Origin of the sequence: Mycobacterium sp., assembly GCF_004298145.1 — a bacterium.
Taxonomy (GTDB): Bacteria; Actinomycetota; Actinomycetes; order Mycobacteriales; family Mycobacteriaceae; genus Mycobacterium.
The window spans coordinates 198353-204493 of record NZ_SCRH01000045.1; the positions used below are offsets into that span (position 1 = coordinate 198353).

Below are 6141 nucleotides of genomic sequence, written 5' to 3' on the forward strand. Positions count from 1 at the left end.
TGCGGATCGGGTCACGGCGCGGCAAGCAGCAGCTCGACAATCGGCTGGCCCGCAAACGCGGCCACGCGCAGAAAACCTTATTTCAGTAGGTTAGAACGTGTCAACGATCACAGCCCATCCTGGCGCGGATTCGGCGCGACCTCGAACACCGGTAGCACTTCGCAGTCCTCTTCGCCTGCTGATTCGTCTCCGCCGGAACGCAGGAAGCGCACCCGCACCGGATCGCCGACGCTCAGCCGGTCCGGTTCTTCGGCCAGCAGCCGCACCATGAGCCATGGGCCCTCTGCCAATTCGACGATGGCGCTGACGTAGGGCACGGATGCGGCGAGCGCCGGCAATGGCGCGCGGCGCACGACAGCCCAGCTCACCAGTGTCCCCTCGCCGGTGGCGACGTAGGGCTGCAGGTCCGACGACCCGGTCGTCGGATCGGTGCGCGTCTCTGGGGGCAGGACCGTTCCCGACGGGCCCCGCTTGACCAATAACTCGCCGCGCGCCGCGGCGTCGAAGAACGACGCGCTGGCCTCGTCGCGGACGACGGCGGGCAGCGTGGCGCTCATGCCGCCATCCTGCGTTCATGGGGGCTGAGCACCAGCGTGGAGTGGTGCTCGAGGATGCCGCCGTTGCCGCTGACGAGCACAACGTCGTTGCGGGGGGCCTGGCGCGCTCCGCCGTCGCCGCGCGCCTGAATGATGGCCTCCGACAGCGGGGTCATGCCCCACATGTAGTACGACGACAGTTGCCCGCCACCGGTATTACATGCAAGTTTGCCGCCGGGAGCCAGCCTGCCGTCGGACACGAACTCGCCCCCTTCGCCCTTGGCGCAGAATCCGTAGTCCTCGAGGGTGACGAGCACCGTGTAGGTGTAGCAGTCATACAGCTGCGCGATGTCCACGTCGTCGACCCCGATGCCGGCCATCCGCATGGCCTGCGGCCCTGAGCGCGCCGCCGGTGTGACCACTCCCCACGGCGATCCCGCACGCATTTGCCTCGGTGCGTGCGCCTGCCCGTAGCCCCACACGTGGACCGGAGGGTGAGCGAGGTTTGTGGCCCGCTCGGCCGCGGTGACGACCACGGCGATGGCGCCGTTGCTGACCAGACAGCAATCCAGCAGGTGCAGCGGCTCGGCGATCCACCGCGACTCCTGGTGTTCGTCAATCGTCAGCGGTTGGCGTAGCTGCGCGATGGGATTGCCTGCGGCCCAGGCGCGCTGGGCGACCGCGATCTCGCCCAGTTGCCGCGAGGTCGTGCCGTAGGCCTGCATGTGCCGCCGCGCGCACAACGCGTAGAGGATGTTGGGGTTGACCGCACCGGAGGCCAGTGACCAACCGGCCAATCCCCGCGCCGCGGCGCTGCCGGATCGGCTGGGCGAGCGCCAGGACGCGCCCGCCGAGCGGTCGGGCTTCAAGGGGGAGTCGGCAAATACGCACGCGACCGTGGTGGCCGCACCCACGGCGATGGCCTGCACCGCTTGGGCGACCATCACCCCGGCGGTGGCGCCAAACGCGTTGACCTGGGCCAGCAGATCCAGCTCACCCAGGCCCAACACCGCGGCCAGCCCGACCCCGACATCCTGCTTGACGCCGGCGCTGACCAGGAGGCCGTCCAGGTCGCTGAGTGCCAGCCCCGCATCGGCGACCGCGCGCTGCACGGCCTCGGCGGCCAGCGCGGTCGACGACCGCCCAAAGACCTTGCCCAGCTCGGTCATGCCCAGCCCGACGAGCGCACCGGTCAACGGTTTTCCCTGACCGGCGCCCGGTAGACCGATTTGAGCGCCACGTAGGGCGCCAGGCCCTCGGGCCCCAGTTCGCGACCCACCCCGCTGGATTTGACGCCGCCGAACGGGCCGACGACGTCGAGCGCGTAGTGATTGATTCCGACCGATCCGGTGCGCATCCGGGCCGCCAGCGTCGCGCCCCGTTCCGGGTCGCTCGTCCACACCGTGCCGCCCAGACCGTAGTCGGAGTCGTTGGCGATGGCGATGGCCTCGTCGTCGCCGGAGTAGGGCAGCACGCACAACACCGGCCCGAAGATCTCTTCGCGGGCGATCGTCATCGCGTTGTCGACGTCGGCGAAGACCGTGGGCTCGACGAACCAGCCCAGGGACTGATCGGCGGGCGCCCCACCGCCGGCGGTCAGCCGCGCCCCGCCGGCCCTGCCCTCATCGATGTAACCGAGCACGCGGGCACGTTGGGCCGCGCTGACCATGGGACCGATCTGGGTGGCCTTGTCCAGGGGGTCGCCGATGCGCAACGCGCGGACCGTGTCGGTAACCGCGTCGACGATTTCGGCGTACCGCGCGGCGGGGGCGAGGATGCGGGTCGCTGCGTGGCAGGTCTGCCCGTTGTTGGGCAGACAGATGTCGGGCAGCGCCGCCACAAACGTGTCCAGTTCGACGTCATCGGCGATGAGCGCCGCGGACTTGCCACCCAGCTCGAGGGTCACGGGTCGCAGCAGCCGCCCGCAGATCTCACCGATGGCGCGGCCGGCGCCGGTGGAGCCGGTGAAGGCCACCTTGTCGACCCCGGGATGGCCGACCAACGCGGCGCCGCTTTCGCGGCCACCCGGGATCACGTTCAGCACACCGGCGGGCAGGCCCGCCTCGAGCGCGGCCTCGGCCCACGCGAAAGCGTCCAGCGCTGTTTCCGGCGGCGGTTTGAGCACGATGCTGCAGCCGGCGGCCAGCGCCGGGGCGATCTTCATCGCGGCAAGGCTCATCGGATAGTTCCACGGGATGACCGCGGCGACGACTCCGATGGGTTCGCGCCGAACAGTGACCTGCGAAAGCGCACCCGGCCGGACGTCTTCGTCGTCAACGTGTTCGGCCAGGCCGGCGTAGTAGCCCAGCGCGATGGACGGAAAGTAGCCGTTGGCGCCCAGGGAAAGCCTTCGCGGCATGCCGTTTTCGCGGCTGACCAATTCGGCGGTGTCCTTGGCCCGTGCCTGCAGCGACGCGGCCATCGCCCGCATCACCTCGGCGCGCTCGATCCCGGATGTGGCCCCCCACGGACCCCGCAGCGCCTCGGCCGCGGCGCTCACCGCGGCGTCGACATCGGCGCTGCCGGCCAATGCCGCGGTGCCCAGCACCTTGCCGGTGGCCGCCTCGAGCACCTCGGTACCACTCGTGGGGGCGGACGCGGGCACCCAGGCGCCGCCTATGAAGAACGCGTCCCTATCCAGGCTGATGTTCATGGGTGCCACGTCCTTTCGTTGTGTGAGCTGAGCCCCCGGCGGATGAATGCACTGTCGCAGGGTCGCCGTGTCCCGATGCGCCGGGCCGGGGCGACGCGGGATCGTCGGGCGGGGGTTGCAGCACCCCGGCGGTGACGAGGCGGTCGATCTTGTCAGTTTTCATGCGCAGCAGCGATGCGCATATTTCTCGGGTCTGTTCGCCGGGCGTGGGTGCGGGGCGCTGCGCCGGGTCGGGAATGCTGGAGAAGCGGGCGATGCGCGCCGAGGCCGGGATGGGCCGCTGCAGCATGGGGTGATCCAAGGTGTGGAAGGAATCCCGCGCGACGAGTTGTGGGTGGATGAGTTCCTCGGGCAGCCGCACCATCGCCGCAGCGGGAACGCCGACGGCCTGCAACTTCTCTTCGACGTCAACGGGATCGTGCTGAGCGGTCCAGGCGGCGAGCTGTTCCTCGATCCGCGCGCGCTCGGAGGCGCGCCCGGCATAGCCGCGCCGGGCGGGGTCGTCGGGCAGGCCGGTAGCCGCGGTGAGCCTCCGCCAGTCGTCGTCATCGCGCACCGCGATCACGCACCACTCGTCGTTACCGGCGCAGGGAAACACCCCGGCCGGGGCGAGGCCGCCCCGGAGGTTGCCTTCGGCGTCGACACTGCCCGGTTGGCTGGAGGCGGCGGCCAGGGTCGGACCCAACGCGTACACGGCGACGTCGGCCTGGGGTACCTCGATGGCGTGGCCGGCTCCGGTGGCGCCGCGCCCGATGATGGCCGCGAGCGCCGCGACCGCCGCGGCGTGGCCGGCGACGTGGTCGGGATAGACCGTCGAACCGTCGCAGAACGCGCTGGGCTCATCGGGATTCGCGTCGGTGTCTCGCCACAGTGACGACAGCCCGCACGACGCCCGCACCAGTGGCCCGTAACCCATCCGGCTGCGCCAGGGGCCGCGGCTGCCGAAGGCGCTGCTGTCGGTGACGACGATGCGGGGATTGATGCGGGCCAATTCGTCGTGGCTGAACCCGAGCGCTTCCAGCGTGCCGGGCTTGAAGTTCGCGGACACGATGTCCGCGTCGGCGACGAGCTCGCGGAACAGGCCTGCGCCCTCGGGACGGCGCAAATCGAGACCCAGGCCGCGCTTGTTGCGATGGCCCCAGGCGAAAGAGGCGTTCATTCCGCCGCCCTTGCGGGTCTGGCGCAGGCCGTCGGGGAAGGCGGAGTTCTCGACCTTGACGACGTCGGCGCCGTGGTCGGCAAATAGCCGGCTGAGTTCGGCGCCGAACACGATGACGCCCAGATCGAGCATCCGCAGGCCGGTGAGCGGCGCGGCGCCACTCGGCAGCGCGGGTAGCCCGAGGTCGTGGTCGGGTCGTCTGGAGCGGGCGGTGGTCAGCAGGTGGTTGTGCTCCCCGGGCCGGGGGGCGCGCCGAACCAGCCCCGCTCGCGCGCCGTCGACGAACACATAGCCGGACGGCACCGTCGCGCGCAGGCCGTCGGCGATGTCCGCCTGTACCAGGGTGCCCGTGCCGGTGAAGTGCTCGCTGGCCAGCACTTCGTCGACCGTCAACACACCGGCGATCGGGACGCCCCTGGCCGTGCCCTCGGCGACCAGCTCGTCGCGGCCGCGGTCGGCGCACAGCGCGGCGATGAGCGGGTTGAGCCGGTCGGAGGCCGCGAAGCGGGCAGGGATCGAGTCAAATCGCGAGTCGGCGAACTCGGCGGGCTCGCCGAGCCAGTGGAACATGGCACGCCACTGACGGGTGGCCAGCAGGCAGATCCGGACGTGTCCGTCGGCGCAGGAATAGATGGGATAGTAGTTGGCGGCGTCGGGCCGGCCACGGGGAAAGGTCTCCGAACGTCCGGCCGCGGCCGACCCCTGGGAGCCGAAGCCCGGGTCGAACCCGTGGACCACCGCTTCCAACGCCGAGACGTCCACATGCTCGCCCTCGCCGGTACGCACCCGCTTCACGTACGCGACCAGCGCCGCCCACGCGGCGTGCACGCCGACGGTCAGCGCCACCACGCCCCTGGGTGGCAGCAGTGGCGTGCCGCCGGGAGGGCCCGACCGCGACAAGACACCGCCGGCGGCGGCGAGAACGTCCTCGGTGGCCACGTGGTCGCGGTGCGGGCCGGTGCGCCCGAAATCGGTGATCGACACGACGACCAGAGCGGGGTTCGCCTGCAGCAGCGCGGCCGGCGTCAACGCACGTCTCTGGGCCTGCTCGCGGCTGAACGATTCCAGCAGGATGTCGGCGTCGGCCGCCAGTTCCAGCAGCGCGGACCGGCCGGCCGCGCCATCGAGGTCGAGCACCACCCCAGCCTTGTTGGCGTTGCGCAGCGCGAAGCCGACCTGGTCGCGGCGACCCGGGGATCCGCCGGGCGGCTCGACGCGGATGACTTCGGCGCCGAGGTCGGCCAAGATGCGGCCGGACCATTCGGCGGCGCCCTCGGTGAGGTCGAGGACGCGTAGCGCGCACAAGGGCAACCGCGGCGGCCTAGACGTCGCGGACATCGATGTCAATCCGGTCCCTTCCTATCGTGGTGGGCACCTGGCGTCGTGAGGCCCAGAGTGCAAGACGCGGCGGTGGGTAGCTCTGCCGCTTCGGGGCCTGGCGGGCGCACCATCCTGCGAGCTTGCCTAATGTTAGTAGGTTTACGTGCATCGGGCAATGCGCTCCGTCTCCTCGCGGCGCCCTGACCGCGAAAACCGCCGGGTCCCTTCCCCTCGAGCCACCCGTGATCGACCGGTGTGCCTACGTCCCGAGATTGACGTCCTATACCTATTTTCGTAAGGTTTATTCGGTAGGGCTCGAGGTCCATTCGGTGCTCGTACACCAGAGGAGTTCACGGAGCGAAGAAGTAGGCAACCATGACGACATCGCTTCCCCGCAAGGACCGGATCCTTCACGCGTTGGAGCTGTTGCGCAACGAGACCACCGACAAGTTCGACGACATTGTCGATTTCGC

4 protein-coding genes are annotated in these 6141 nt (G+C 70.3%); all 4 read right to left on the reverse strand.

Features of this window, described 5'->3' with window-relative positions; translation table 11 throughout:
* Positions 1–107: 107 nt before the first annotated feature.
* From EPN51_RS18635 to EPN51_RS18650, 4 genes are read right to left on the reverse strand one after another with little or no spacing between them, the layout of a single operon-like run.
* Positions 108–557 carry an OB-fold domain-containing protein gene (locus EPN51_RS18635; protein WP_293045221.1) on the reverse strand — a complete coding sequence of 150 codons (450 nt, stop codon included), beginning with the start codon at positions 555–557 and terminating at the stop codon, positions 108–110.
* Positions 554–1732, reverse strand: a complete 1179-nt coding sequence (locus tag EPN51_RS18640) for a thiolase family protein (protein ID WP_293045223.1) — start codon at positions 1730–1732, stop codon at positions 554–556. Before EPN51_RS18640 ends, EPN51_RS18635 begins: the two co-directional genes overlap by 4 nt.
* Complete coding sequence (locus tag EPN51_RS18645; RefSeq protein WP_293045225.1) at positions 1729–3189, reverse strand: aldehyde dehydrogenase; 1461 nt, start codon at positions 3187–3189, stop codon at positions 1729–1731. The genes EPN51_RS18640 and EPN51_RS18645 overlap by 4 nt, the downstream gene beginning before the upstream one ends.
* The gene (locus EPN51_RS18650) at positions 3170–5686 is read right to left on the reverse strand and encodes a CoA transferase (RefSeq protein WP_293045227.1); all 2517 of its coding nucleotides are present in this window, start codon (positions 5684–5686) and stop codon (positions 3170–3172) included. Before EPN51_RS18650 ends, EPN51_RS18645 begins: the two co-directional genes overlap by 20 nt.
* Positions 5687–6141: the final 455 nt, after the last annotated feature.